At 63.0% G+C, this 2,627-nt stretch carries 2 protein-coding genes; one reads left to right on the top strand and one right to left on the bottom strand.

What is annotated here, in order from left to right:
* Positions 1–1,509, top strand: a 1,509-nt coding sequence (locus tag QZT63_RS04265) for a GMC family oxidoreductase (RefSeq protein WP_290648883.1), incomplete at its 5' end; no start/stop codon positions are given.
* A gap of 52 nt (positions 1,510–1,561) precedes the next feature.
* Here the strand turns inward: QZT63_RS04265 and QZT63_RS04260 are convergent.
* Positions 1,562–2,593: an NAD(P)-dependent oxidoreductase gene (locus tag QZT63_RS04260; RefSeq protein ID WP_290648882.1), complete on the bottom strand. Its 1,032-nt coding sequence runs from the start codon at positions 2,591–2,593 to the stop codon at positions 1,562–1,564.
* Between the last annotated feature and the right edge of the window lie 34 nt (positions 2,594–2,627).

The raw sequence follows: 2,627 nt of genomic DNA, 5'->3' as shown, positions 1-2,627 counted from the left end.
TACCGGCTGGCCGCGGAAGGCCATTCGGTATTGATTCTGGACTCCGGTCCCCGGCTTTCCTACCCGGATATGGATCGCTACGAGCGCATGCTGCGCGGTGGCAATCCCTGGCCCTGGGAACAGCCGGATCGCGACCTGTACGAGGATCAAGCGAATCCCTCCATCAATCTCAATCATGAGCGGATCAAGGCGGTCGGGGGCACCACGCTGCATTGGAACGCCAATGCCCAGCGACTCCAGCCGGGGGATTTCAAAATGAAGTCCGGGTTCGGCGTGAGTGAAGACTGGCCGATGAGTTATGACGACATCGAGCCCTGGTACGTCGAGGCCGAACGCGAAATGGGTGTCTCCGGAGGAGACGCCCCCGGCCATCCGCCGCGTAGCGCGCCGTTTCCATTACCGGCCTTCGAGATGAGTTATGCCGAGCGCGAGCTGGTCGTCCCGGCGTTCGAGGCCATGGATCTTCCCATCGGTGCCAACACCTCGGCCATTAACTCGAACCCCCATGACAACCGCCCCGGCTGTGCGGTGTTTTCAACCTGCATGCCCATGTGCCCGATCAACGCCAGGTACACCGCCCTGCACCACATCAACAAGGCCGAGGAGACGGGCCGGGTGGAAGTGCGGGCGAACTGTCATGTACGTCGCATCCGCCTGGAGGGCAAGCGCAAGGTGCGTGTCGTCCAGTACGTCGACGAAGCAGGCCGCAGCCGCGAGGCGCACGCCAGGCACTTCGTGCTCGCCGGCGGCGGGGTGGAGATCCCGCGGCTGCTGCTGCTCTCCGCCGGTGGCGAGGCGGGTGACGACGGGCTCGCCAATTCCTCGGGACTGGTGGGCCGCAACTACACGTCCCATCCGCGAATCATCTTGACGGGGACCCTGCCGGAGAACTTCGGTCCACACCGCAACGGCTATTCCACCAGCAACTGCTGGGCGCTGTATCAGCACGATCGGCTGCCGGAGATCGGCAACGTCATGCTCTCGCCGGCGCCGAATGCCAGCCCGGACCCGGCAGACATCGCGATGGCGTCCGACGCCTGGGGCACGGACCTGCTCGAGGCAATCAAGCGCAAGTACGGGCGTGACCTGGATATCCACGTGAAGGGAGACATGCTGCCCAAGCCCGAGAACCGCGTGCGCCTTAGCACCACCACCAGGGACGTCTACGGTGACCCGGTGCCGGTCATCGAGATGCGCCTGAGTGACTTCGACCGCCGCGCGCTGGATCATGGCGCTGAACGGGCGAAGCAGGTGTTCGAGCACCTGCGCGCCACCGACATCTCCGGATCGGGGCACGGGATTGTGCGCAACCATCTGATGGGCACGACGTCAATGGGGGACTCACCCCAAAGCAGCGTGTGTGACCAATGGGGCCGGTGCCACGACCTGGATAACCTGTATATCGTCAGCAGTAGCCTGTTCCCCAGCCCCGGATGCTCGAGCCCGACGCTCACCATCGGTGCGCTTGCCCTACGGACCGCCGATTACTTGACACGACAGGTGCTGTGACGGCGCTCCGCGACGCCGCACGGCATGCACAGCCATCACCTTGGCGGGATGACTACCCTGCTTTCGAGTAGGACTGACTGTCCTGGCTGTCCACCGGGCTCAGGTAGCCTTCGCTCCGGTACCACTGCGCAGTCCGCTTAAGCCCCTCACTCAGGCCTACCCTGGGAACATAGCCCAGATCGCGCTTGGCTTTGGAGATATCGAACGCACGGTTTTGCCGGAACCAATCCACGCGTCGCGGGAAAATTGGCGGCGTCAGGCCGAACGGCCGGCAGACCTTTTCGCAAACGTGGCCCGCGGCGACCAATGGCCAGACCGGGTAATGCGGGATGCGCACATCCACGCCCAGCGACTTGCCCACCTCACGCACCAGCCTCTCGATCTCCACGTATTCCTCATCGGCAATCAGGTAGGCTTCGCCATCGCCCTTCCCGTCTTCCATGGCCAGCATCAGCGCATCGACCAGATTGTCGATGTAGAGGGGATGGTAGTAGGTCTTGCCGTCGCCGAACATCGGGAAGGTCCCGGTGGCCACGCGTTTGTAGATCATGAAGAAACGCTCCGGATCCCCCGGCCCGTATATCGCGGCTGGACGCAGGATGACGGTCTTCAGCCCCTTGCGGAAGTACTCGTTGACGATGGGCTCGGCTTCGTACTTGGTCTTCTGATAGTAGTCAGCGGGCTGAATGGGCGCATCCTCGGCCGCCGGTGGATCGTCCACATTGCCGTGGACACCACAAGTGCTGCAGTAGATGAAGCGGCGAACCCCGGAGGCGTGAGCTGCCTCTAGCACGTTGCGTGTGCCCTGGACGTTGACCTCGTCGTAGAACGACTCCGGCACGTTCATTTCCCGAAAGGCGGCCGCGAGATGAAACACGATCTCCGCGCCGTCCATGCAACGGGCGACGACATCCCGGTCGGTGACCGAACCAATTACCACCTCAGCCCCCAGGCGTCGCAGCTCCTCTGTCTTCAGTCCCTCTTTGTAATCCAGAGCGGTTACCGCGTGTCCTTCCGAGACGAGCCGTTCAACCAGCGCCGTTCCGGTAAAACCGGTCCCGCCAGTCACGAGAATCTTCATCATGTCGCTCCTTGGTTGCTGACTTGTTGGACCCCAC

This window comes from Aquisalimonas sp., from assembly GCF_007120195.1.
Lineage (GTDB): Bacteria > Pseudomonadota > Gammaproteobacteria > Nitrococcales > Aquisalimonadaceae > Aquisalimonas.
Note: the sequence above shows the minus strand (reverse complement) of the source record. Positions and strands in the feature narration are given on the sequence as shown.